The 26,267-nt window shown below is 35.5% G+C and carries 17 protein-coding genes; 4 read left to right on the forward strand and 13 right to left on the reverse strand.

Annotated features, from left to right (window positions below):
• Positions 1–69 precede the first annotated feature (69 nt).
• The 8 genes from AC2A1G_RS12515 to AC2A1G_RS12550 all read right to left on the reverse strand — a co-directional run bounded on the left by AC2A1G_RS12515 (position 70) and on the right by AC2A1G_RS12550 (position 16,171).
• Positions 70–876, reverse strand: a complete 807-nt coding sequence (locus AC2A1G_RS12515; protein WP_484047250.1) for a hypothetical protein — start codon at positions 874–876, stop codon at positions 70–72.
• A 52-nt stretch (positions 877–928) separates the two neighbouring features.
• Entirely contained in the window at positions 929–4,693 is a 3,765-nt protein-coding gene (locus AC2A1G_RS12520; RefSeq protein ID WP_484047251.1) for an HET-C-related protein, read from the reverse strand.
• A gap of 1 nt (position 4,694) precedes the next feature.
• Complete coding sequence (locus AC2A1G_RS12525) at positions 4,695–6,557, reverse strand: type VI secretion system Vgr family protein (protein WP_484047252.1); 1,863 nt, start codon at positions 6,555–6,557, stop codon at positions 4,695–4,697.
• Positions 6,558–6,791: 234 nt separating this feature from the next.
• Positions 6,792–7,598 carry a glycoside hydrolase family 16 protein gene (locus AC2A1G_RS12530; RefSeq protein WP_484047253.1) on the reverse strand — a complete coding sequence of 269 codons (807 nt, stop codon included), beginning with the start codon at positions 7,596–7,598 and terminating at the stop codon, positions 6,792–6,794.
• A gap of 475 nt (positions 7,599–8,073) precedes the next feature.
• Positions 8,074–10,296 carry a glycoside hydrolase family 3 N-terminal domain-containing protein gene (locus tag AC2A1G_RS12535; protein ID WP_484047254.1) on the reverse strand — a complete coding sequence of 741 codons (2,223 nt, stop codon included), beginning with the start codon at positions 10,294–10,296 and terminating at the stop codon, positions 8,074–8,076.
• Positions 10,297–10,487: 191 nt separating this feature from the next.
• A complete protein-coding gene (locus AC2A1G_RS12540) occupies positions 10,488–11,918 on the reverse strand; it encodes a glycoside hydrolase family 30 protein (RefSeq protein ID WP_484047255.1) in 1,431 nt (476 codons plus the stop codon).
• Between the two features lie 2 nt (positions 11,919–11,920).
• Positions 11,921–13,384 carry a RagB/SusD family nutrient uptake outer membrane protein gene (locus tag AC2A1G_RS12545; protein WP_484047256.1) on the reverse strand — a complete coding sequence of 488 codons (1,464 nt, stop codon included), beginning with the start codon at positions 13,382–13,384 and terminating at the stop codon, positions 11,921–11,923.
• A 12-nt stretch (positions 13,385–13,396) separates the two neighbouring features.
• On the reverse strand, positions 13,397–16,171 hold the full coding sequence (locus tag AC2A1G_RS12550) for a SusC/RagA family TonB-linked outer membrane protein (RefSeq protein ID WP_484047257.1): 2,775 nt from the start codon (positions 16,169–16,171) through the stop codon (positions 13,397–13,399).
• 177 nt (positions 16,172–16,348) lie between these two features.
• On the opposite strand from AC2A1G_RS12550, the gene AC2A1G_RS12555 reads away from it, so the two are divergent.
• The 3 genes from AC2A1G_RS12555 (at position 16,349) to AC2A1G_RS12565 (ending at position 19,603) form a co-directional block, all read left to right on the forward strand.
• Positions 16,349–17,533, forward strand: a complete 1,185-nt coding sequence (locus tag AC2A1G_RS12555) for an MFS transporter (protein WP_484047258.1) — start codon at positions 16,349–16,351, stop codon at positions 17,531–17,533.
• Between the two features lie 21 nt (positions 17,534–17,554).
• Complete coding sequence (locus tag AC2A1G_RS12560) at positions 17,555–18,343, forward strand: NUDIX hydrolase (protein WP_484047259.1); 789 nt, start codon at positions 17,555–17,557, stop codon at positions 18,341–18,343.
• A gap of 81 nt (positions 18,344–18,424) precedes the next feature.
• Entirely contained in the window at positions 18,425–19,603 is a 1,179-nt protein-coding gene (locus AC2A1G_RS12565; RefSeq protein WP_484047260.1) for an acyl-CoA dehydrogenase family protein, read from the forward strand.
• Positions 19,604–19,658: 55 nt separating this feature from the next.
• On the opposite strand, the gene AC2A1G_RS12570 is transcribed toward AC2A1G_RS12565, so the two are convergent.
• The 5 genes from AC2A1G_RS12570 to AC2A1G_RS12590 form a co-directional block, all read right to left on the reverse strand.
• The gene (locus AC2A1G_RS12570; protein ID WP_484047261.1) at positions 19,659–22,361 is read right to left on the reverse strand and encodes a PD-(D/E)XK nuclease family protein; all 2,703 of its coding nucleotides are present in this window, start codon (positions 22,359–22,361) and stop codon (positions 19,659–19,661) included.
• Positions 22,358–22,900 carry a DUF922 domain-containing protein gene (locus AC2A1G_RS12575; protein ID WP_484047262.1) on the reverse strand — a complete coding sequence of 181 codons (543 nt, stop codon included), beginning with the start codon at positions 22,898–22,900 and terminating at the stop codon, positions 22,358–22,360. Before AC2A1G_RS12575 ends, AC2A1G_RS12570 begins: the two co-directional genes overlap by 4 nt.
• Positions 22,901–23,308, reverse strand: coding sequence for a hypothetical protein (locus AC2A1G_RS12580; protein ID WP_484047263.1), 408 nt, complete (start codon positions 23,306–23,308; stop codon positions 22,901–22,903).
• Between the two features lie 63 nt (positions 23,309–23,371).
• Positions 23,372–24,007: a 16S rRNA (guanine(527)-N(7))-methyltransferase RsmG gene (gene rsmG, locus AC2A1G_RS12585; RefSeq protein WP_484047264.1), complete on the reverse strand. Its 636-nt coding sequence runs from the start codon at positions 24,005–24,007 to the stop codon at positions 23,372–23,374.
• A 62-nt stretch (positions 24,008–24,069) separates the two neighbouring features.
• Positions 24,070–24,891 (reverse strand): GLPGLI family protein, encoded by an 822-nt coding sequence (locus AC2A1G_RS12590; protein ID WP_484047265.1) that lies wholly within the window; start codon positions 24,889–24,891, stop codon positions 24,070–24,072.
• A gap of 161 nt (positions 24,892–25,052) precedes the next feature.
• Between AC2A1G_RS12590 and AC2A1G_RS12595 the strand changes: the two genes are divergently transcribed.
• Positions 25,053–26,246 (forward strand): pyridoxal phosphate-dependent aminotransferase, encoded by a 1,194-nt coding sequence (locus tag AC2A1G_RS12595; RefSeq protein ID WP_484047266.1) that lies wholly within the window; start codon positions 25,053–25,055, stop codon positions 26,244–26,246.
• Positions 26,247–26,267: the final 21 nt, after the last annotated feature.

Genomic DNA, 26,267 nt, shown 5'->3' on the forward strand with positions numbered 1-26,267 from the left:
GCCCGTTGCAGGAAAAATTTAAACTAAAAAGAAATATATAAAAAAGGATTTTCATTTTATAGATAACTGTTATTCCAAAATAGTGTAATAATAATCTATAGCATACAGTTCATCATCAAAATATGCATAATCAATTCGAATATAACCATCAAAAGCAGGTCTTATTCTTGGATCAAATTTGGTTAATGGTTCATCATTTTCGGTAGCATAATACCAAGTAGAAATCGTTCCGCGTGAATTGAAGAAATCTGCATTTTTTACGGTAGGTTTTAGCTTTGCAACCAATTCTTCTCTCTTCGTATTTTTATCGATGTAAAAACCATTTATTTTCACAAAGCCTTCTACTGCAGGAATCTGCATTAAGAGCGAATCTCTCTTGCTTGGAATGCTAAATGGTTTATGTTTTTTGAAAATTATTCTGTATTTTCGAACTATTTCTAAAACTTTACCATCTTTATTGAGAACAGAGATCATTTCAATTCCTTCAGGACTATTGTAAATATCCAAGTTTTCTTCATTAAGACTATAAGTTCTACCATCTTTCTTACTGATCATCAAAGAATGACCATTTTTGTCTTTACGTACTCGATCACCATACGTAAGGATTAAAGGTTTATCACTATAAATAAAATCATTCAGATCCTCTGTCTTGGGCATACCCAATATCTTGTAAACGCTTTCAACAGTATCTGATTTTAAATTTATGTTATTATAAAAAAGTTTATAACCTTGAATTTCAAAACGGTTTTTTTGTTTTTTGAATTCTTTTTCAGCATTTACCTTAACTTCTGGTTTTGAAACTGTTTTCTTATTTTTCTCTTGTCCTTGACAGGAAATAAAGAAAAAAAATATTAGTAATATTTTTAAATCTTTCATTTTTTTTATTTTAATTTTTTACCGAAAAACATCGGAATTTTAATTCTATAAACTAAGCATTTCTTGATTGTGACAAGTGTTCTTTTGCACTTTGTGCTAAGTAAGTGGTTTCTGTATCAATTTCCTGTTGCAAAACATTTCGATAGTTCGCCAGCAAATTACCGAATTTTTTATACTGTTCATCTTTGGTATCATTTAAACAATACCGATAGAGCTTGCCTGCAAAATTGCTGTCATTATTTAAAAAATCCTCTTTCGCTTTGATGACTAGCTCATTATAAGATAAAACCTGGTTTTCTAGTAAACCTACTTCTTGCTTTTCCAATTCGGTGGGATATTCTTTTTTAAGTTCTGCCAATATTTCTGAGGTTTTATTCTCTGTATTGTTTGCCCAAATATTGAAATTATATTTTTCTTCAGGTGAGAGTGAACTGAACCCATTTTTCATCAATTTATCCCTCCATTTTTTTCCCTCTTCCATCAAATCATTCAAATGCTTTCTGTAATCCTTCATCTGTTGGTCTATTTGTTCGCCAATTTTATCAACTGTTTTCTTTAACTGTCTTTTGGTCATTTGAAAATAGCGTTCTATTTCATCCAAAAAATCTGCGACGGTCTGTTGTAGTTCTTCAAATTTATTTCTAAGATCACTTATCGTTACCAGTACAGAATTGTACAATGCCTGTATATCTTTAACTTGTGTTTTTACCCAAATTCCTGTTTCTGTAGCAATGTGGAAAGCGGCATCTTTTGCGTGGCGTTCTTCAATTCTATGTGGGTTTTCCTGTATCCAATTTATAGCCACTGCATCTGCCCAATCGCAATAAGCAGGATGTTGCATATATTTTAAGGCTTCATTGTATAAATCTTGACCAGATATTTCATTCCTCTGTACTTCAATCATAGTTTTCAGATATTTCCCTACACCAATCACAGCCTGTGAAGCCAATTCTGATGCTAATGAATGTAATGGGTGTTCAAATTCATCTTTTGCCAGCTGAGAATGACTAGGATCTATCCCTAATTGCCTGCCGATTTGTAAATTTTGTTTTTGTACAATAATATTATTTACCACTTCCAGCATTTCTATTACTACCCCTTTTACCAAATTCATAATAGAAGCATACAAAGCATTTACCATACTCTCTATAAGCCACACTACAGCGGTGAGCATCCAACCGCCACCACCTTTTGCTCTTTCTATCACTCCTACCACAATTCCTCTTACTTCGATCATTTTGGTGTAACCCTCCATAATTATAGAATAATCTACACCTGTTTCTTTGTCTATTTTTTCTTTTTCTTTTTGGGTTAACATTAAATCTGTAAGCACATAAAATGCGAGCATATCTGCAAGTTTCAGCAATTTGCTGTATTTTGCATCTTCGTACATTGCAATGGTTTTCAAGTTAACTTCCGTTTGTTTAAAAAGACCTTCCGCTGCATGTATTAAAGAATGTACTGTATCTTCACCAGAAAAATAACCTGAAACTACAGGTATATTTGCAACGTACGGAACATCATCTGTATTGTTCTCTGTATTATTGTTAAATGATAATGTAGAATATTGATCTATGACTTCTACCTGTAAACCGGAATAAGAATAAACTTCCTTTTTTCTGGCTTCACTGCAATCAAGATTTAATGAATCAGCTACTTTATCTCCATTTAAGATGATTTGCTGTGTTGAATTATGAGAGGTAAGATATAATTTTTTATTTCCATTTCGGGGTTTAAAGGTAAAATAAAAGCCATCTACCCAAAACGACGGCAATAAATTTAAATCACCTTTTTTTTTCAAATCTTGGGCAAGATGTATAATATCTGAATACATATTTTGAATTAAAGGATCTTTTGTTTGAGATTGTGGTCTTGCTACTTTTTTTACACCTTTATACTTTTTGTAGTCCAACTTAAATCTTCCAAGTCCTTTGTGTTTAGACAATTCTTCTGAGCAAAAATCTACCCAGGGATGTACAGATACACCATGTTTTATTAATAAAATCTCACAAAAATTGGTATGTGCAAAATAATCTTCTAAAATATGCACCCCTGCACCGATGTCTCTAATTCCCATTCCTCGACCATGAGTATTGGTAGTACTTTTAAATTTGTTGACACCGGAGATAAACCGTTGTTTCATACATTCCGTAGCAGTGGGAAGTTTGCCTCCTTCATATTTAGGGCCAAAACCTTTCGCATTATGAATTTTCACCTCACTTTCTGTATGATGAATATGTTTATTCATGCCGATTGCTTCATCAATTCTTGGATCTTTTTGTATATCTGCAGCAATTAACTCACTTGGTGGGCAATAAAATGCTTCATTATTCAAACCATCTGTTGTTACTGCATAAATCGGATTATCTATGTGTTCCTCAGGACGATATACTCCTAATTCTGATGCATTAAAACCTTCAAAATGTTTTATAAAACTGACATAATCCAAAGATAACTGAAAGGCTTTCATACCAATGGATTCCGCTTTATCTTTTGCAAAATCAATCATATCTCTACCTGTACTCGAAACTTGATCTTTTTTTTCAAACAACTTCTTTGCTTTATCAGGCAATCCTTCTGATTGGTCTCCTCTTATCTCCGTCATAGTGTGGCTTGCAGCTAAAATTTCAATTATTTTTGTCCAAGTTGTTCGACTTGGCTTTATTGCATCTGCCCAACTATAAGAGTTTTCTTTAATATCTGGATCCAGTTTCAATAATTTTGCATCTTCGTCTTCGGGAAAATCTGTAATAGTAGGAACAATAACCTGACTCATATCACGCATATAGTTTCCTAAGTACATCCAGTTGAGCCAATATTTATCTAAATTTAATTCTGTAAACATTCTTGATTCAAAATCAAAGTGACCATAGTGCTTCATATTCATATCGCCCTTTCCTGCCACAAAAAATTCTCCGAACTCATCCTGAAAATCTTTATCAGCTCTATTAATAGTTTCGTAAAGTTCTTGTTTTATCGATTTAAGATCTATGATTAAATTTGTTTTTTTTCCATCTATTTTTGTGATAGCATAGTCTATTTCTTCATCTTCTAATTTATAATTGGTGTAATAATAAGAAAATATAGCTCCTTCATCTCTTTGGGTATCTTTCCCTGCAGTGGAAAATTTATTACGGAGAACGTCATCTAAAAAGTGACCATATTCCTCAAGTAAAGCTTTTAATAATTCTGCTCTAGCTTCCAATTTCTCGTTGTCATTACCTTCAACAGTTTTTATAACAGTATCCTCCCTGACCTCAATGCATTTTTCTTTTTTGATATATTTAGCTTTATTCCCTCCTGCTAAACCTTTACTCATGACTTTAATTGGAGGCATCAAACTATCTTTATCATCCATTAGGGCGTTATAAAGATTTTCGTAAGCAATTATGGGAATTTCACCATGAAAAAAACTGGAGATTAAAAGGTAAAAAGTACTTTTGGCAGTTTCTTTCGCAAGCAAATATACTTGCATCATCGGATAATTACTAAACAATTCTACAGATTTAGAAACTTCTTTTGGCTCTTCTTCTGAACCATTACTTCCATCTGCAGCCTCAATGGTGGCGGTAGTTTGGTTAGCAGTCAGAATACTTGCTCCTGCGGAGGTTTTTGCTCCAACAAAAGTGAGCGGTTTATTGTTGATTAAAACTCCTGGAACGAATTCTAATGGCTGATCTGTAGGAGAACCTTTGTATAATAACTGGCTTCCCTGTGTAGCTATGGGTAAGCCATTTAATGTAGCTTCATTTGAAGGAACAACAATAATATTACCTTCTGTTGTTGGATCGGTTTGTAATGCAACTATTTTTGACATGTTATGGTAATTTTAGTTTGTTTATGGAACCATTAACCTCTGTAATTCCTCCTTTAATTACTGTTTTGCTGTTTCCAGTAATTTGGGCATTATTTTTTGCATTGATAATATGATCATTGGACGTTTGTTTCATTATATTTCCTGCATTATTTTCTATATCCTCACTTGCAGTGCTCATAATATTTCCCTTTTTTGCATGAATATTAATATTACTTCCAGCTTCACATAGAATATCTGTCCCGGCTTTTATAAAAACATTTTCACCTGCGGTAAATGTGATGTTCTTCGGTGCAGTAACATTAATGCTTCCCTGTCCATCCATAAAATAAATATTACCGCTTGGGTCCTGAATGGTCACACTTCTTTCGGAATCATTCATTAAAACTTTAATCCCACTTCTTGTTTGTATGGATTTCAGATGATTCTCCACACCCCCTCCCAAACCAACTTTCCCATGAAACATCCCGCCCATTGCAAAAGGAAAATCAGGGTTATGATATTCAAAACCCACCATAACCTGGTCTCCGATTTCAGGAATAGCGATAAAACCTCTGTTTTGGGTAACAGTTCCTGTTCCGCCAGCATCTGGACTCATCACTCTGATGAAATGTGTGATATCCGGATTCATCTGCCAGTCAAACTGAACCTGTATTCTACCCTGGTTTAGAGGGTCTACATTTGAGATTACAGTTGCAATCTGAGGTTCTGCTTTCGGAATAACAAAGTCTGGTTTAGGCATAAATCCTGTTCCCTCTGCAATGGCTTCAAAGCTTCCCGTGTAGTATCCTCTTGCATCCACTTCATGATTTACTTCAGTCATCATAATTTTTGTGAAGTACGACATTTCGTTCGAATCACTTTTTCTCATCTCTATATCCGAAACACAACCAATATACAGAAAGGGAATAGTAGTGTTTCCCAAAATGGTGAAAATTTCTACAGCCTTGCTTCCTCTGGCACTTTTTTGAGAGTCTTCCAGATCAAGAAACATATTGGCATTAATGGGGCCAGGTGTTAATGACCGTGTTCTGAATATCGAATCATTCAGTTGATAAGCTTCCGAAGACAGATCACCCAAATGTCTTATCATCACATCCGAACCCAGCATTTTAGAATGATTGCTGCTGTTATAGCCAAAGTATTCCGGTTTAGTGTGAACGGCTTTCATCTGTACTTTTACATCCGTAACATTACTGCCATACACTAGTCTCACAGGAACTTCATGTTGCGGCAGCTTTCCGAAGTGTAAGATTTCACCATCATAATAAAACTGTTCTCCGTAAGCTTCGGCAATTCTTGCCAGATAATTGTAATGAGTTTCGCAGTATTGTGCGCTGTAATTGATGTAACTCCTGTTTTGAGTTTCTATTCTGAAATCAAAATCGTTAGCGTTCAACGACTCCCTGATAACACTGTCTGCAATAATAGAAGTATTGACAGGCTGGCTTCCTCCGAAGCTTTGGGTGTGAGGTGCGGCATCCATCAGAATTGTAGGACTGTGCCCTTGTAAGATCACATTTCCCAGACTCATCTTCTCCTGACTGAATGAAACTTCGGTAATCACACCTATGAAAGTTCTTTGCGGGCTTTCATCTTCCGCATCTTTATATCTGAAAGTTACTGTAATTCTCTGTCCTAAAAACTGTCGTGCCTCTTCAAGATTATGACTCTGAGGCTGATCTAAAGAATCATGAGCCAGCACCAGCTCAAACTGATGATGCTTTCTGACACTTTGCTGCAGACGAAAGTGTTTAAAATGAGCAACAGATCTTCCGTTAATGACAATGTCAAGTTTCACCACACGGTTAATACCCGAAATATGATTTTCTGAAATTTTATCAGAATTGGATTTTTTTTCAATCATGATATTTTGTGTTTTATTTAGTAAATAATATTACGGACATTTAAGGATACCACAAAAAAAATTCAATAGTTTTTGATATTTTGTAGTAGAACTACGATTTTTAGATTAAGTTTTTTTTGGATTAAATAATTTTAAAACACTGATTCTCAGTCATGATATTGATGCCTTCGAAAAAAAAAGACCGCCTCAAATAAAGCAGTCTTAATAAAAATGTAAATATAAAGAGTGTTTGGTTTACGGTGTTTTCTGATAAACTCTCACATAATCAATCTCATATTTCTGTGGAAAAATAGAATCGTCAATTCCTTCCTTTCCGCCCCAGAATCCACCAACAGCGAGGTTGAGAATGATGAAATACGGTTGATCAAACGGCCATGATTCATAAGTCTTTTCTTTATTTTCATAGGTGAAAAACTTCTGATCATCGATGTAAACATCAATTTTCTCGGGTGTCCAGTCCGTTTTGTAAATATGGAATTTTTCGCTGGCATCTTTTACAAAAAGCGTATCTGTTTTCTGAGTATTGATGATGTGATTATACTTTTTAGTATGAACCGAAGCATGAACAAATCCCTGATTAAAACCGACGTGTTCCATGATATCCAGTTCGCCGTCATCGGGCCATTCTTTCATATTTTCACTCATCATCCAGATAGCGGGCCATGTTCCGCGACCTTTCGGTAGTTTCGCACGGACTTCAACAGTTCCGTATTGAAATGAAAATTTTCCTTTCGTTAAAAGCCTTGCAGAAGTGTATTGATTCTTTTCCCAGTTTTCTTTCTTGGCTTCAATGATGAGATTTCCATTTTCAACTCTGGCATTTTCAAGACGGTTTCTGGTATAAAATTGAGCTTCATTATTTCCGTAACCATCGCCGCCCACATCATAATTCCATTTTGTGGAATCGGGTAATTCCTTGTAATTGAATTCGTCGCTCCAAATTAAATTTCTGCTTGAATCCGGTTTGTTTGAAGCACAATTTAATGATGAGAAAACTAAAGTTCCTCCGATTAGAATTGCGATTGTATTTTTAAATTTCATATTTGAATTTTGCTTTTTTTAGACGCAAAGGTTCTAATTTAATATTTCTAAATTTAGAGAGCAAAGAGTGCGACAAGTCGCTTAAGCTTGGAAATATTTGAGAATTTAAAATTAAATTATATATTAATTTTACTCCTAAATTTTTTCTCATCTGACAAATTTTCCAAAGTTTGTAATTCTGAAACCTTTAGGTTCGAAGAAGTCAAAGAATCAAAAATTAACGATTGTGTGTTTTTTTCAGAATGCAAAAATCAGCAGTCACTTTGTCATTCCGTAGGAATCTCAACATACTTAAATAAGGCGGCTTGTAGTTTAGAAGATTGACAAACAAACTTTTAGAAACTAAGTTTTTACTTATTTGGGACATTCATAAAAATTATCATCGTAGAGATTCTTTCAGAATGACAAAGATTACGCTAAGCTTTCTACCACCAAAAGCGGGTTTTATCCCGCTCTTTGTTTAAAAACTATTATTTTATTTTTCCCAATGAATCCTTTTAGTCTGAACATTCTGAGAATCTGTTCCGACCATAATATCAAATTCTCCGGCTTCCCAATCGTAATTTAATGCGTCATCATAGAACTTTAAATTTTCCGTTGTTAAAGTGAAATTGATGGTTTTAGTTTCACCTTTTTTAATGAAAACTTTCTCAAAATCTTTCAACTCTTTTATTGGTCTGACTACTTTTCCAAATAAATCTCTGATGTATAATTGCACCACTTCTTCCCCATCGTAATTTCCGGAATTGGTAACTTTTACGCTGATATTTAACGTCTGATTTCCTTTAAGATTTGTTGAACTTAAATTCATTTCAGTATATTTAAACTGAGTATAACTTAAACCAAATCCAAACGGAAATTTCGGGTCGTTATCCAAATCGATGTAGGCTGAAACATAGTTTCGGTCTGTTTTATTTTTAGCAGGTCTCCCCGTATTGTAATGGTTGTAATAAATCGGAATTTGTCCAACCGTTCTCGGGAAAGTCATCGGTAGTTTACCCGCCGGATTTATCGTTCCAAAAAGAACATCGGCAATTGAATTTCCCGCTTCCGTTCCAAGCCACCAAGTGTACATAATCGCCGGAACATTATCTGCAGCCCAGTCAAAAACCAAAGGTCTTCCAGCATTGATCATCAGAACAATCGGCTTTCCTGTTTTGGCGATTTCTTTTAATAAATCTTCCTGAACTCCCGAAAAATGAAGATTACTTCTGCTTTTCGCCTCGCCGCTCATGGCATGATCTTCGCCCAAAGTCATGATGACAACATCCGCTTTTTTCGCAGTTTCAACCGCTTCGGCAAACATCGATTTGTCATTGTCATCAACGTTGGCACCTTTTGCATAAAGCAATGTTGAGTTTTTATCCAGTTGATTTTTAATTCCGTCAAATTGGGTAACAATTCTTTGATTGTCGTCTTTAAAAGCAACCGACCAGAAACCGTGATTAGCAACTGTTTCTTTTCCGAAAGGTCCGATTAATGCAATTGTTTTTGTCGATTTTGAAAGTGGTAAAATATTGTTTTCGTTTTTCAGTAAAACAATAGATTTTGAACCAAATTCTCTCCCGAATTTTCTGTTTTCCTGATTGTTGAGCTGCTCTTTCTGTCTTTTCTCATTGCTGAATCTGTAAGGATCATCAAATAATCCCATCTCAAATTTTTTAATCAAAATTCTTCTCGCTGCATCATCAATTAATTTAGGATTAACCATTCCTTCCTGAACTAATTTAGGAAGTTCGGCCATGTAAGCACGGCTTTCCATATCCATGTCGCTTCCTGCGTTGATGGCTTTTTCGGCGGCCTCATTATTGTCTTTGGCATATCCGTGATAGACCATTTCTCCGATACTTCCCCAGTCTGAAACCACAAAACCCTTGTAATTCCATTGACCTTTTAAAACATCTCTTAAAATATATTTGTTAGCCGTTGCAGGAATTCCATTGATGTCGTTAAATGAGTTCATAAACGTTGCCACACCCGCTTCTGCAGCCGCTTTAAAAGTTGGTAAATAGGTTTCATGAAGTTGTCTCAAGCTCATATCAACGGAATTGTAATCTCTTCCTCCAACTGCTGCTCCGTACGCTGCAAAATGCTTCGCACACGCCATGATTGCATCCAAATTCCCTAAACCTTTTCCCTGAAAACCTTTGATTCTTGCCAAACCAATCTGCGTTCCCAAATACGTGTCTTCGCCTGAACCTTCCATTACTCTTCCCCACCTTGGGTCTCTCGCAATGTCGACCATCGGCGCAAACGTCCAGTGAATTCCATAAGCGGATGCTTCTGTTGCGGCAATTCTTTCAGATTTTTCAATCAGATTTAAATCCCAGCTTGCTGCCTGACCCAAATTTACAGGAAAAGTAGTTCTGTAGCCATGAATTACATCCTGACCAAACAACATTGGAATTTTCAGTCTTGATTTCAACGCCAGTTCCTGAAATTTTCTGGTTTCCTCTGCTCCCGAAACATTCAGCATTGAACCTACTTTCCCTTGTTTAATTTCGTTTAAAACATTCGCAGAATTGGAATTCTGTGGACCTGTGGCGTATTCAAAACCGCTGTACTGAACGAGCTGACCGATTTTTTCTTCCAACGTCATTTTAGACAAAAGCTCAGTGACTTTTTGATCAATTGTCTTTTGTCCAAAAGCGTTTAATCCGAATGCTGTGAAGGTTAATATGATGTAGAGCTTTTTCATTGTAATTTTATTTTGCTTTAAATTATAACGCAAAGAGCGCAAAGATTTTTTTTTAAATAATGCCGTCGATTTTTAAGTTCGCAAAACGAAGTTTCGCCGATTCAAATAAAAATTAATTTTAAAGTTAGGCAAAGGCGTTTCACTCAGCTAAGAACACAAAGTTTTAAAATTTAATAAATCACTTTTAAAATTTAGAAAATATAAGTAGCCACCGAACTTGCTGAAATATTTACCGGAGCAGTTTTACTTTTAAATTTAATATTAAAATTTTCGTCTGTTTTACTGTAATTCTGAACAATCAAAACTGTTTTTCCTTCAGGCGTTTTGAAGGCAACCGTTGATAAATTTTCTGTCTGGGTAGAAGAAATTCTCTGAGAGTTGGCAGGAACAAATTTCGATGCATGAGCGATAATATAATATCCAACGTTTCTTGTGAAATTTTCTTTATCAGAAACCGTAATTGCGCCTTTGCATTCTGTACAACCTCCTGGAGTATGAGGTTTAAAATCTGTATCGTTGGCCAAATTCCACTCTAAGGCGATTTTACTCCAGTTTCTCATTGAACCAATGACCACATTTTTTGTGTGCCAGTTCAGATCTCCATCAAATGTTCCTTTTGAACCTGTCCATTGTTCTGTGAAATAGAGATTTTTGTTCGGATGAGCGTTATAAACAGTGCTTAAAGCAGAAATATCGCCTTCATACAAATGAAAAGCCGAGCCGTCAATGTATTGATTGGCTTCAGTATCGTTTAAAATATTGATGGCATATTCAGGTTTGTTGCAGTTGTGATCGTAAACTACAATTTTGGTTTTAATTTGATTTGATTTAAAAATCGGCCCTAAACTTTGCCTGATAAAATCTCTCTGCTGATCTGAAACCATCAGCAAACTTGGATTATTTCCCGGATGCAAAGGTTCGTTTTGAGGAGTTACGGCATCGATTGTAATTTCTTCTTTAGCCATTCCCTGAATGTATTTGACAAAATACTTTGCATACGTATCATAAAATTCAGGTTTTAGACTTCCGCCGATTGATTTTCCATTATCTTTCATCCAAACCGGGGGCGACCACGGGGCAGCAATAATTTTGATTTTCGGATTGATGGCTAAAATTTCTTTTAACATCACAATTAAGTCTTTATCTCTCGCCAGACTGAATTTTGATAAAGTAGGATCTGTCTGTCCCTGAGGTAAATCATCGTAAGAAAAAACTTCACCATCCAGATCGGAAGCGCCAATGCTTAATCTTAAATAACTGATGGAAATAGAGTTCCCGTCTTTCCCGAAAAGTTCATGTAACAAAGCTTTTCTTTTTGAAGGAGAAAGTCGGTTGATCACTTCAACACTTCCGCCCGTTAATGTAAATCCGAAGCCGTCAATATATTGAAACTTTTGAGTATCATCAATTTCAATATTCTGAAAATTATTGGACGTATTTACAAAAACCATGGGTAATTGCTGCTGTAATTTTACGCTTTCATCGCCTTTTGTAAGCCAAGACTGAACCTGATTTTTCGTAGAAACTGTTGATGTGCATGAGCCTAAAGATAAAAGTACCACACCGCTGAAAAGCAGTGCAGTACTCTTTGAAAAGAAACTATATGATTTTTTCTTTAACATATTTAGTAACCGGGGTTTTGGGTTAGATTGGGATTATTATCCAGTTGCGTCTGTGGAATTGGCCACAAGAATCTGTTTTGATTTAAATTATTCACATACGGCAGAAGATTTCCTGCAGCATTTTTCTGTTGCGAAAGGATTTCAATTGCTTTTCCTGTACGTTTCAGATCAAACCAACGGTGACCTTCAAATGCAAGTTCCAGTTTTCTTTCTTTGAGAATTTTGTTAATTCCATCGTCGGTATTTGCAATAGTAACCGGTGTTAAACCTGAGTTGGCTCTTGCTCTTACCTGATTAACCAAAGTTGCAGCATCCGTGAAATTCCCCTGACGCACTAATGCTTCAGCTCTTATCAAAAGTAAATCTGCGTAACGCATCACATAGAAATTCTGATGACCTGTAGTGATTCTCATTTTATTCATAAACGGAAATGCTGAGCTTGGCCAATAGTTATCTGACCAGCCGACAGCAGTAGGAGAAACCCAAATACTTGAATTTTTTCTCACCAAATCATTTTCAGTATTGAATGTATTTACAAGATCATACGAAGGTGTATTGAATTTTTTCCAGTCTGTTCCATAGAACATCGAAGAGCCCCATGCCCAAAGGTTTCCTGCGTTTCCATTGGATTCAAAAATAGATTCTGCATTGGCTTCATGAGCTCCATCAAATAAATGGTCGTAATTTGGAAGCAAAGAATATCCTTGTCCCATTAATTGTGTTGTATAGTCTAAAACTTTTGCGTAATCCGGATTTGGTTTTGTAGCATATACTTTTGACAGCAATGCTAAAGCTAATCCTCTATTCGCTCTGTATTTATTTGAACTTGCAGGTGCACTCGCCAAAGCTCCCTCCAAATCTGAAATGATTAAATTATAAACTTCTGTAATGGGCTTTCTTGTGGGATAAACCTGCTCATAGACTTCATCAAAATTTTCATCATTCACTCCAATCACCGCTTTTGTTACCAAAGGGAAATTTCCCCAAAGCTGAACTCCGTGAAAGTTATACATCGCTCTCATAATGGCGGCCTCGGATTTCATTTCTGCTTTTCTGGAATTCGTCAATGCAGGATCTGAAATATTATCTACATAATTTAAAATTTTGTTAGCATTGTTAATAAATGTAAATAAGTAATTCCAGTCTCTGTTTACGTTTGAGTTTGTAGCAATAATTCTGTATTCATCCATCTGGAAGTTCTGTACATTATCACTTCCTGCATGAGCAATTTCGGTCTGGGCATCACCATTGAAGAAATAATCTAACTGCCAGTATTCGTTACCCAAATCAGTGTAAATAGTAGTCATTAAACTTTCAGCTTCAGCCGCAGTTGTGTAAGGGGTTTCACTAAGAGGAATAGCTCTGTCTGTTATGGGTTCTGTATCTAAATACTCACTACATGAATTAGTTCCCAATGTTAAAGTTGCACCAAGGAAAAAATAATATATTGTTTTGTTAAATTTCATAACTGTTATAAATTAAAAGTTTGCTTTAAGACCGAAAATTACTGTTCTTACCTGAGGATATGTTCCGTAGTCAACTCCAGATACGCCGTTTGTTGTATTGAAAGCGTTTACTTCAGGGTCAAAACCTGTATAATCTGTCCAGGTCAAAAGATTTTGTCCTGTAACATACAGGTTGATTTTGCTTACTCCTTTGAACGGACTCAAGAAATTATATCCTAGAGTAGCGCTTTTAATTTTAAGGAAAGACCCGTCTTCAACAAATCTGTCTGAAACATATTGTGAAGTTGGTGAATTGGCTCTCGGCGTATTGGTTATCTGTCCAGGAGTAGTCCATCTGTCTAAAACTACAGTTGATTGATTCTTAAAATCATTCATCATTTCCAAATCAAATCTTGATGCATTATAAATTTCGCCTCCGTAAGATCCGGTAACCAATACATCTAAATACCAGTTTTTAAAAGAGAAATTATTGCTAAAGCCAAAAGAAAAGTCTGGATTTGGATTTCCTATAAATGTTCTGTCGCCTGTATCAAAATATCCGTTTCCATTAGTATCTTTATAAACCAAATCACCCGTTTGAGAATCCACATGGTCAACTTGGTAACCATAAAAAGAACTTATTGGCTGACCCGGAGTAAATCTCACCAAATTAGCTCCAACAGTTTCTATATTAGCCCTATCTAAAACAGGAACCCAGTTTAGCTGTAAAACCTTATTTTTTGTAAATGAAATATTAAAATTCGTATTCCAGTTAAACTCACCTTTGAAATTTTGGGTATTCAAAGCAAATTCTAAACCTTGATTTTCCATGCTTCCAACGTTTCTATAGAAAGGTACCTGTGCAGCACCCATGGGTATTTGAATTATTAAATCATTTGTTTTTCTTTTATAAGCATCAACACTTAATTTAATTCTATTACTTAAAAATCCAAAATCAACTCCAATATTTGTGTCATTAGTGACTTCCCAACTTAAATCTCCGCTATCCCATTGTCTGGTAAATACAGATCCAGCGGGACCTAGTTCAGTAAATCTTTCTAAATTAAAATGAGAATATGGCGGTATACCAGAAACATTACCAGTTTGTCCCCATCCTCCTCGTAATTTTAGTTCTGAAATTACTCTGCTGTCAGATAAAAAATCTTCATTAGAAACAACCCAAGATGCTGAAACTCCTGGGAAGAACCCCCATTTATTACCTGGAGCCAGTGCAGAACTACCATTATATCTAAAAACACCCATCACAGTGTATTTATTATTTAAAGTATATAATGCTCTACCAAAAAACGAAAGTTCTCTAAGATGTTCTTTAACTAAACTTTCATGCTTATTTACAGCTGTATTAAAATCAAACATCATAGTTCCCTCCGGAAAGCTGTCTCCCCAATAGTTATGCCATGAATTTCTTTTTTCATGTACCTGCGTTCCTCCTAATAATGATAAATCGTGCGCTCCAGATTTTAAAGTATATGTTAAAGTATTTTCAAAATTCATGTCCTGATAGCTCGAATAATACTTTCCTCCAATACCCTTCTGCTGTCTTCCATAACTCGTCTGATAACCATCTGTAAATTGATCATTTGTACTTTCAATCAAGTCAAAAGAAACAGTCGGTTTCCAAACCAGGTTTTTAAGAATGTTTACTTCCAAACCAAGGTTACTCATGAAACGATTCGTTTGAGTTTGATTTTGTCTTGACTGATAAGCCACAGGATTTTCCCATGAAGACTGGAATGGGTTCAACGCAAACTGACCGTCTTTGTAACCATCCAGATAATTTCCATTGGTATCCGTTTCTCTTACAGCAAGCTGACTTCCATAGATTGGTAAAAATGAAGGTGTATTTAAAGCACTTAAAATAACGCCACCTCTTGATGTTCCCAAATTGTCATTGGTATTTTTAAGCGTTGTATTGATATAATTAAAATTACCCGTCAGTTTCAGCCAATTGGTAATCTTCGCATCTAAATTTACTTTCGCTGAAACCCTGTCGAATCTTGCAGGATCAATAATTCCGTCAATTCCCTGATACCCTAATGCGGTGTAAGCTCTCACTTTTTCATTTCCAAAAGAATAATTCACATTATAATTCTGGTCAAAACCGGTTCTGAAAACTTCGTCTCTCCAGTTGGTATTGATACCCGCATACCGGGGATTATTAATCGTTGTAAGGTATGAAGGATTTATTTCTCCCATCAATGCCTTATACTGATCTAAATTTAAAACATCAATATTATTCACGGTTTTAGACATTCCCCAATAAGCATTGAATGCTAATTGCGGTTTATTGGCTTTACCTCTTTTAGTTGTTACAATCACAACGCCGGAAGAACCGTTGATTCCGTAGATTGCAGCAGAAGTCGCATCTTTCAGAATCGTCATGTCGGTAATATCGTCAGGATTGATTCCGCTGATATCGAAGGTCTGAATTCCGTCAACAACATAAAGCGGATTCACACTTGACGAGATAGAATTGTTTCCTCTGATTTTCACATCAATTGCAGCACCAGGCTTTCCTGAAGACTGAATTACATTAACACCGGCCGCATTTCCCTGTAAGGCCTGCCCAACATTGTAAATCGGTCTGTCATCAAATGTTTCAGCTTTTACAGTAGAAACTGCACTGGTAAGGTTTGATTTTTTCACCGAACCATACCCAATCACCACAACTTCCTCAATCTTCTGCTCTTTCTGTACAGTATCTTTCGGTGCCGTCTGTGCATTGAAATTTGCCGTGAAATAAAGCACGGCAACAAGTCCCAAACTTCGTGATATTTTTACACTCATATTTTTATATAGTTTTTAATTCTCAAATTGAGACAATAAAAATATTATTTTTTTTGAATAGTTAACAGATTTTTCACAATTATTTTAATATTTCTTTTATTTTTGGGAACTATGAAAAGAAAAATCAATAAAATTTTCAACATTTTAATCAGAAAAGATAAGTAATTTATTCCCAAAATGACCACCAACCTCCGTAAAATAACACTTCCGCTGAAACTCACCTTCTTTATTTTCTCGATGGTACTGAACTGTATGGGAATCATAATACTAAAGCTTTCTGAAGAAAATATTTCCTATAGCAAACTGGGGCTGCTAGAGTCATTTAAAGATCTTCCGATTGCGTTCATTTCTATATTCGCCGTAGGTTTTATCAGTAAAACCGGAACAAAGATTTCTATCATTTTAGCATTATCGATTGTGGCGGTTTGCTCCTTAATTTTGCCGTTTGTACAGGTTTTCTGGTTTTACAAATTATGGTTTGCAATTATTGGTGCCTGCTTTGCCCTCGGTAAAATCTGCGTTTACAACATTATCAAAAGTAATATTTTTGACGAAAAAACCTTAGCCAAAACCATGAGCAGTGTGGAGGCATCGTTTATGATTGGTACTTTTGTGGTCAACACAGGTTTTGGCTGGTTGATTTCAAGCAAGTACAGCGAATTTTGGAAATTTGGCTTTTTCGGAATCTCTCTTGTCAGTTTTTTTACTGTTTATCTCTTTTTTAAAGAAGAAATTAATGAAACAAAAAACAAAAACGTTAAACTACTCCCCGACTTTTCAGGTTTGGGCAAACCCGCCTTTATTGCTTTTTTTGGGTTGATTTTCTTCATTTTATTTACCGAACAGAGTTTTAATTCCTGGTTGCCTGCTTTTTATAAAAATCATTTAGGGGTAAATTCTTTTTTTGCACTTCAGGCCACATCTTTTCTGGCTGTTTTCAGTTATTTGGGACGAATTGTTACAGCGCAGATTATCAGAAGGTTTGATCTGTCTAAATACTTTTACTTTTGTGTTTCCATGGTGTTGCTGATTCTATCTGTAATTATTGCCATTCAGTTTGCAAATAACGAAAAATCAGCGGTTTTAATGTACATATTTCCTGTGATTGGTTTCTTCCTGGCACCCCTTTATCCGGTAGCAAACTCCAAAATGATAGGTACAGCTGATAAAGAAAAGGTGACTGTACTTTCTTCCGTGATCGTAATTTTTTCATCGCTGGGAAGCTCTGCCAGTTCAGCTATAATCTCGAATCTGTTTCAAAACCAAATGCTGAATTACTATGCAGTCTTTATTTTTATTGCTGTAACCTTAGTTTTTATCTTCGGATTTTCATTTTTTAAATCAATTAATCAAAATTATTAGAAATAATTTTATTTTTACACCATGAAAACAGATCACAATAAAAACATTGAAACCTTAAAACAACTTATCGACAGCAAAGATTTTATCCCAAATCTCTCGGTAGACTGTACCATTTTTGGTTTTCATGATGGTATCTTGAAGGTTTTGCTTTTAAAATACCACGATCTTGATCTGTATTCTCTTCCCGGAGGTTTTGTTTTTTTGGATGAAGATCTTCGCGATGCCGCTGCAAGAGTTTTGTTGGAAAGAACCCATCTTAAAAACATTTTTCTGGAACAGTTTCACACTTTTGGAAGGATGAGCCGTACCGAAAATAATGTTCACAAAACTTTAATTCAGAATAAAGGTCTTGATGTTACCGAAAATCACTGGATTTTACAGCGATTCATCACCGTTGCTTACTGCAGTTTGATAGATTATTCTCTTGCCAACACTTTCGCCGATGCTTTTAACGAATCCTGTGCCTGGTTTGAAGTAGATAAACTTCCGCAAATGGCCTTTGACCATGACAGAATCATCAGATCCGGATTAGAATTTCTGAGAGACAATATTGATACTCAAGTTGCAGCTTCTAATTTGCTTCCTGAAAAATTTACAATGAAAGATCTGCAGAGTCTTTACGAAACAATTTTGGGAGAATCTTTCAGAAGAAACAATTTTCAGCGAAAAATTTTAAGCATGAACATGCTCGAAAGGCTTGAAAAACTGTATGACGGCTCAGCAAACAAAGCTCCATATCTCTATAAATTTATTGAAAAATACCACTCAAAATCAAAACCTTATACTTTTTTGGAGGAAGATTTTATTTAAATTTCAATCTCTTTCATCATTATGACCTATTATTTTTTTGTCGCTGTCTAAAAAATCTTATTTTTAGAAAAACAAATTTTTATGTCATATTATCCGCTTACCAGCATACCAGATTATTTTGGAGTTGATGCTTTTTTAACCGATGAACACAAGCTCATCAGACAGTCGGTACGTGATTGGGTTGAAAGTTTCGTGATGCCAAATATCGATCAGGCAGCACAAAATCACACTGATTTACCAAATCTCATGAAAGAATTGGGGAAAATTGGAGCTTTGGGACCTTATATTCCTGAAGAGTACGGTGGTTCGGGTCTTGACCAGATTTCTTATGGTTTGATTATGCTGGAACTGGAAAGAGGAGATTCTGCTGTGCGTTCTGCAGCTTCTGTTCAGAGTTCTTTGGTAATGTTTCCGATTAATGAATTCGGTTCTGAAGAACAAAAGAAAAAATATTTACCAAAATTAGCTTCAGGTGAAATGATCGGTTCTTTCGGTCTCACTGAGCCTAATCATGGTTCAGATCCAGGCTCAATGGAAACTTATTTCAAAGATATGGGTGATCATTATCTTTTGAACGGCGCCAAAATGTGGATTACCAACTCTCCACTTTGCGATATTGCTGTGATCTGGGCTAAAAATGAGGAAGGAAAAGTACAGGGACTGATCGTAGAAAGAGGAATGGAAGGCTTTACCACTCCGGAAACCCACAACAAATGGAGTTTGAGAGCTTCAAAAACCGGCGAATTGGTTTTCAATGATGTGAAAGTTCCGAAAGAAAATTTATTACCAAACGTTACAGGATTAAAAGGACCTTTATCCTGTTTAAATTCTGCACGTTACGGAATTTCATGGGGTGTAATTGGTGCGGCAATAGATTGCTACTGTACTGCTGTTCAATATTCTAAAGAAAGAAAACAGTTTGGAAAACCAATCGGATCATTCCAGTTACAACAGAAAAAATTAGCTGAGTTTTTAACGGAAATTACAAAGGCACAATTGCTTTGTCTACAGTTAGGAAATCTTAAGAATGACCATAAAGCAAGTCCGGCTCAGATTTCCATGGCAAAAAGAAATAATGTAAAAATGGCGATTGATATTGCAAGAGAATCAAGACAGATCCTTGGTGGAATGGGTATCATGGGCGAATTCCCGATGATGCGTCACGCTGCCAATCTGGAATCTGTAATCACTTACGAAGGAACACACGATGTTCATTTGCTGATTACGGGATTGGATATTACCGGCTTTAATGCATTTTAAAATATAACATCTAGGCCTTCAAGGTTTCTAAAACCTTGAAGGTTTTTATCTTCAATTAATTTCCGGCAAAAGTTTTTACATTTTCCACAAAACTTATTTCAGGATTTAAAATCTCAAGAATTAAATTCTGTATGGAAACCATTGCATTCTGCAATTCTCCCTGAGCAAATTCCAGCGCCACAACTCCTTTTTTGGCATCAGCAAAACTCCAAATTCCGGTTTGGATGGGAAGTCCCCAAAATTCGGGTAAACTTTGAACTACATATTGATAAAGACAAAGCTGCATCGCCTGTTTTCTGTCGCTGTTTTGAAAGTAATCATCCTGATTCAGCTCATCAATTTTTATCGTCAGATTTTTTGTTTTTGCTGTTTTATAATCGATGATTCTAATCGTTCCGTTCAATTGATCAATCCGGTCAATATATCCATAAAAAGCTATTTTATCTTTGGAATCTTCATCAATGTAAAAATCTACTTTTTCAAATTTTCTTTCGATATCGATAATCTTCAGTTCGTTTCCGGTTTTTATCAAGTCAAGGTCAAAATTTAAAACAGATTCAATTACTTTTTTGGCAATGGCTCTGTGAATAAAATTCATTCCTTTTTCGTAAAACTCGGGTTGGTGTTTCAGCTTTTCAATGGCTCCGTCGATATATTGATCTATTTGTTTAATTGATTTTTGTAAATCACTTTCTTTTAAAGTCTTACCTATCAACTCTTCATAAATTTCTTGAAGTGAATAATGAACTAAATTTCCGTAATTTCTTACTGAAAGTTCTTCTTCAATTTCGTCGGTTTCAGATGTATTTAAAATTTTAGAAGTGTAAAAATCAACAGGATTATAAAGATAGCTCGTTAAATGTGAAGCTGATACTCTCTCTTTCCAGCTCTGAAGTTTCTGCATTACGGCTTCAGTTTTCTGGATTTCAATCGGTTCCGTTTTTATTGGCTCGCTGGTGTTTTCTATGATCAAATGCTCGATGTTGTGACTGCTTTCCATCTCAATTTGCGTGATAAAACGGCTCTTTTCACCTGTATTCACACCCGAACTCAAAGCATTGTAAAGCAAATGCACATTCTCAGCATCCTGAATCAAGCGGTAAAAATGGTAGGCATAAATACTGTCATTTTCAAGGTAAGTATGAAGCTCAAAATGCCTTCTGATGTCAAAAGGAATGTAGGTATTCTGAGAATTTCCGAGGGGAAGTTTTCCTTCGTTTACCGATAAGAGAATGACGTTTTTAAAGTTGAGCAAACGTGTTTCCAAAAGTCCCATTACCTGAAGACCTTTCAGGGGTTCACCCTGAAAATCAATACTTTCTGTGTTGATATGCTGATTAATCAAAACCTCGAGCGTTTCCATTTTAATATCAAAGTGATACGGAAGAATCTGGTTTTTCAAAAGCCTGAAAGCATTTTCGAAATGAGAAATATTTTCGTACTGAATATCGTCTATTTCAAGCCACTTCAAACCAACACAAAAGTCTGTCAGCAAATCAAGATAAATCTGAGCCGAATCAGCTTTCAGCAAAAGTTTAAAATAAGAAAGCTCCGAAAGCAGTTCTGAGAAAAGGTTTCGCGAAATGTAAACGATGTTTCTCTCCTCTATTTTTGATTTAAAATTTGAAATAATCTTCTCGTCAGATTCCGACGCAGGAAGTTCTTCCAGAATTGGATAAATATCTCTGTAATAATACGTTGTTTTATTCTTCTCAAGCTGTTTCTGAAGATAAAAAAGTTGTTTTACAGCATTGGAAAAAGACAGGTTTTTTAACGGAAAACCCATTGTAATATTCAGATGATCCACAGCATGCATCATATCAAGGCTTGCAGGCAAAAGATTTTCATCCAAAAGCACTACTGCAGTATCAGAATAGTCGGCATCAAGGCTTTCTCTAAAAATTTCAGGTAAAATTTTAGTTTGGGTAATATTCCCCGAAACTTCATAAACCTTAATATTTTTAGGCTGGTTAAAATCATTTTCAATCCATGTAAATTCACGGCTGTCATTGAATTCTTTCCATGTTTTGTGATCTCTCAGAAATTTCCCTGCTTCCTGTCTTTCATCGTCGAAATAATATCGGTCTCCCTGAAAATAACACTGCGCTTTATCCCACTGCAAAAGGTTTCTTACCAGTTTTTCTTCTACAGGTGTAAAAGCATTGAATCCGCAGAAAACAAATTTCTTATCCGTCTCTGTGGCATATTTTTGAATTTTTTCCGTCGCTATTTCATGAATCATTCCCGAAGTTGCCCAGTTTTTTTCAAGCAACGCAGATTTCAGAGCCGGCAAATAAATATTCATGTTACGCCAGAAATTCAGGAACTTTTTACGAGGAACTTCATCCTGATCACCCAAATCCTGAGCCCATTCTTTGATGCGTTCTTCATCAAACATGTACTGCAAAACTGCGGTGTCGGAATCTGAAAATTTCAGAATGTCATCCCAGTCTTTTTGTAATGTCGGAAACCATTTCAGAAAGTCTGAAAAACTATCCTGCGGAATTAGATTGAGTTTTCTGTACACATCATACGAGAAAAGCCACAGAGATATCCCCTGAATGGGCTGTTGATCAACAATATCCACGATAAGATCTTCCACCGTAAAAAAATCCGGCAAAAAACCGGAATATTTTTTTTCTTCGAGAATCTGGCGGATGAAAACTATCGGTCTTTTCCCCGGCAGTACAATACTGAATTTTGAAAGATCGCTTTCCTGAGCCAGCAGTTCATCGATTATTTTATTAAGAAACTTCAATGTGAGCGGTATTTGTCTAGTTTTTTAAGTTCTTCAGCAACTGTTTTATTATAAAAGAGCTGTTTCTCCTCATCAATTCCATGATTACTTTCTTTGTCGTAAAGGCGCTGAAAACGCTTGTATTCTGCTAAATTAGACTTGTAAACTTCTTCAAACTTAGTTTGATAATCTTTTGAATTTTTAATTTCGTCAAATATTTTCTTCCGTAATATTCTTCCGTAAAGTTCTGCAATATCAAAATGAAGCTGTTCGTGATTTAAAGTCCATTCGCCAGTAATTCCATCCACTTTCCATGATTTTTGTACATCAAAAAAAACTAAAACTTTGATAGTTACTGGTGCTTTTGGATCTGTAGTAGTTTCGGCTTTATAGCCCATACCTACATTGGCAAATGCAACAACACTGTTGTCTTTATCATTATTATTATCGCTTTGAAAATCCTCCCACGTAAGTTTCCTCCCTTCACTCCAGTAGATTTTCTGAGCTGAAATAAAGACAAAGGAAATTAAAAGTAAAAAAGCTGAGATTCTATATTTCATCTATTGAACTACAATTGTTTTTGTTATGAACGTGTTATCACCTGTCCAAAATTTAAAATTATAAGTCCCAGCCACTTTCGGAGCAAAGTTGATCTGATTAAAGCCTTTGAAAGTTCCCGAGCCACAATTGGCATTGGTTTTAAACTTGTAAGCAGTCACATTTCTGTCGAAATCTGCGGTGTGAGCGTAGTCGTAGCCATAAAAACCTTCGCATTGTTGAGTGAATTTCTGATATGTTCTGATGCTCTGAATATCAAAAACGCTCATGGTATCGTTCACAATCGCAACACTGTCTATTTTTACTTTTTCTACAGACTGTATGGTTTCGTAATCATCATTGTTATTACAGGAAGTGAACAATAAGCCTGATAAAATGGCAACAACGCCTATGTTGAGTAAAGTTTTCATTACAATAAAATTTATTTAAATATTTTAGATTATCATCAAAAATTATTCCTTATGATATTCAAATTAAGAATTAAAATTACCTTTTGATAAATAAACTACTTTTTTAGTATCATAAAATTCTTCTTCGAAATAGTTTTTCAGATTAAAAATTTCACATTTCAATCCGGCAAGTTCTTCTGCAAGCTCTCCGCCTTTCAGATAAAGAACGCCGTTGTGTTTCTGGTTGATCTGTTCTTTTTCAAATTTTCCTTTGAGCCAACGAAGAAATTCCGGCATCTGAGTCACCGCTCTGCTGACCACAAAATGGAATTTTTCTTTCAGCTTCTCAGCCCTTCCGTGAATGGCTGTTACATTCGTTAATCCTACGCCTTCCGCCACTGCATTGACCACAGTAATCTTCTTACCAATAGAATCGATCAGCGTAAACTGAGTTTCCGGAAACAGAATTGCTAAAGGAATTCCAGGAAAACCGCCGCCGGTTCCGATATCCAAAACCTTAGTTCCTGGAGCAAATTCCATTACTTTTGCAATTCCCAGAGAGTGCAGAATGTGCTTTTCATAAAGCGATTCCATATCTTTTCGGGAGATTACGTTTATTTTTTCGTTCCATTCTCCGTACAAACCTTCGAGTTTGGCAAACTGTTCTTTCTGAACATCTGTAAGGTCAGGGAAATATTTTAATAATAACGCTGTAGACATCTTAAATAGTATATTTGAGCAAAAGTAAAGTTTTTGAAATCTTAAATCAAGTTTAAAGCTAATTAATCTCTTTCGATTCTGTTTTTAGATTTTGAAAGAATTACAGAAAGTGCAGCGTCCAAATCCTTTGTTTTTTTCACTTTTTCCATACTGATTTTGCTGGTATAGCCATCTTTCAACTGTACAGTCATATTACCTTCTTTCGAATTGATGTTCATGCTGTTGATTTCATCCGGAGTAAAACGGTAATCTGCCCAAAGCTTTCTGAATTCCTTTTCGCTGATTTCCTTGTTGGATTTAGGTAAGAAACTGTAATTATTCTTCGTTTTTTTAATTTGAATTAAATTAAACTGATGGTCATTTTCAATATCATTAATCTGAACCACAACCCCGGGCAATCCTGAAAATTTGTAAGGTCCGTCGCTTATCGGATAATCTTTACTGAACCATGCTGTCCAGCTTCTTCCTCTGTAATCTGCAGTCGCTTTCTGACAGTTAATATCTCCGATTTTTTTAAACTCATTCTGAACTTTCCAGACCGGAAATTTCTCTTCTTTGATAACCAGATTCGCTGTCTGAAATTTATCGTAGAATTGTATGCTTTTTGGAGAATAGGTTTTATGAATCGTATAGGTGAGGTTTCTGTCGAAATTTTTAAATTCCGAAAGCACTTTTGAATCTTTTGTTGCAGCATACACAGAATCTTTTTCAAATTTTGCGGCGTTGTAGAAATAAGATTCTTTTCCGTCAGTGTCAAGATTCATATAATCAGTCACCAGCGAGTCTTTTATCACAACATCGGGTCGGAATTTATACTCATAAACAAAACGGTAATTTTGCCCAAACAACGATGTTGCTATTAATAATAAGAGAAGTCTCAGCATAGTTTAAATTTTCTCAAAAATAAACAAAAAATCTCTACACAAAGTGATTTTCAGTTATCAATATCTTAGTAATTAACTTAAAAATCTAAATATTTGTGGTATTTTAATTTTTAATCATGGGGCTTTATTTCTATATTTGTTTCTAAAGACAAAAAAAATTCATGAATAAACTTTCAGACAGAGTAAACAGATTAGGATACTCTCAAACCTTCGTAATGTCGAACAAGGCCAGAGAAATGAAGGCCAGCGGAATAGATGTAATTTCTTTAACTCTAGGAGAACCGGATTTTGATGTTCCCGACAATATAAAACAGGCTGCTTTTGATGCTATCAACGAAAACTATAGCCACTACTCTCCCGTTCCGGGATTTTTAGAATTGCGTCAGGCAATTTCAGACAAATTAAAAAGAGACAACAAACTAGATTATAAACCAACACAAATCTGCGTGTCAAATGGTGCTAAACAAGCCATCATCAACGTTTTGGCAGCAATTGTAAATGATGGGGATGAAGTAATTCTTCCTACACCTTACTGGGTAAGCTACGACGAGATGGTAAAAATGATGGGCGGAAATTCTGTAATGCTTCCTACATCGTATGTTACAGACTTTAAAATCACTGCAGAACAGCTGGAAGAAGCTATTAATGATAAAACAAAAGCAGTTCTTTTCAGTTCTCCATGTAATCCTTCAGGTGGATATTATACTTACGATGAGCTAAAATCTTTGGCGAAAGTGATTGCAAAATATCCTCACGTAACGGTAATTTCAGACGAAATCTACGAATACATTAATTACGAAACTAAAACGACTTCTATCGCACAGTTTCCTGAAGTGTATGAGCAAACTGCAGTAATCAACGGAATGTCTAAAGCTTTCGCAATGACTGGTTGGAGAATCGGATATTCTGCGTGCCCGGAATGGTTGGCAAAAGCGTGCGAGAAAGTACAGGGACAAATGACCAGTGGTGCAAACACAGTTGCTCAAAGAGCTTCAATTGTGGCCTTAAAAACAGATCCTTCAGAATACAAATACATGATTGATGCTTTCGAGCAAAGAAGAAATCTGATGTTTGAACTGATGAAAGAAATCCCAGGATTTAAAGTTCTTTTACCGAAAGCTGCCTTCTATTTCTTTCCAGATATTTCTTATTATATCGGTAAAACTTTAGACGGAACCGAAATAAAAGATTCAGACGATTTTGCTATGTTTCTCTTAGAAAAAGCTCACGTAGGCTGTGTCGGCGGAGTTTCTTTCGGAAGCCCGGAATGTATCCGATTTTCTTATGCAGCCTCTGAAGAAGAATTAAGAGAGTCAATGAGAAGAATAAAAGAAGTACTCGAAAAAGCTGTTTAAAATTCAGTTATTCTATAAAAT

Source organism: Chryseobacterium sp. HNCC26DJ240 (assembly GCF_057180485.1).